This is a genomic window from Citrobacter sp. 50677481 (genome assembly GCF_001463265.1).
Taxonomy (GTDB): Bacteria; Pseudomonadota; Gammaproteobacteria; order Enterobacterales; family Enterobacteriaceae; genus Citrobacter_A; species Citrobacter_A sedlakii.
Map to the genome: position 1 here is coordinate 1 of NZ_LNHZ01000032.1, position 918 is coordinate 918.

A 918-nucleotide genomic window follows, 5' to 3' on the forward strand; every position below is an offset into this window, starting at 1 on the left:
ATGAACCTGCAGGCGGCGAACACGATGTTTAACACCCGTCTGCACGACCGCCTGGGCGAAACCCATTACGTCGACGCCCTGACCGGCGAGAAAGCGGTGACCAGCCTGTGGCTGCGCAACGTAGGTGGTCACACCCGGCAGAAAGACAGCAGCGGCCAGCTGGATATGCAGGCCAACCGCTATGTGATGCAGCTTGGCGGCGACATCGCCCAGTGGTCTTCCGACAACACCGACCGTTTCCACCTTGGTCTGATGGCGGGCTATGCCAACCAGAAGGCTCGGGCGGAAAACCAGCGTAACGGCAACCGCGCCGACAGCCGCATCAGCGGGTACAGCGTCGGTCTGTACGGCACCTGGCTGCAGGACAACGCCACCCACGAAGGCGCGTATGTCGATACCTGGGCGCAGTACAGCTGGTTTGACAACACCGTTTCCGGTCGCGGCGTCGAATCCGAAGAGTACGACTCAAAAGGCTTCACCGCGTCGGTGGAATCCGGCTACACCTGGAAGCTGGCGGACATCAGCGAGCGTAACGCGCTGTACATCCAGCCGAAAGCGCAGGTCACCTGGATGGGCGTGAAGGCGGACGAACACCGCGAAGCCAACGGCACCCGCGTGGAAGGTCACGGTGACGGTAACGTGCAGACCCGCGTCGGCGTGCGTCTGTTCGGCAAGGGCCACAACAAACTGGATGACGGTAAAGACCGCACCTTCCAGCCGTTTGTGGAAGCGAACTGGATCCACAACAGCAAGGAGTTCGGCGTGTCGATGAACGGTGACAACGTGGATCTGGACGGCACCCGCAATATCGGCGAGCTGAAGGCCGGTGTGGAAGGCCAGCTGACGAAGAACGTCTCCCTGTGGGGCAACGTCGGCCAGCAGGTCGGTGACAAAGGCTACAGCGACACCTCGGCGATG

1 protein-coding gene is annotated in these 918 nt (G+C 61.9%); it reads left to right on the forward strand.

What is annotated here, in order from left to right:
• A partial coding sequence (locus tag APU02_RS08515; RefSeq protein WP_120714882.1) for an autotransporter outer membrane beta-barrel domain-containing protein occupies positions 1 to 918 on the forward strand: 918 nt, incomplete at both ends.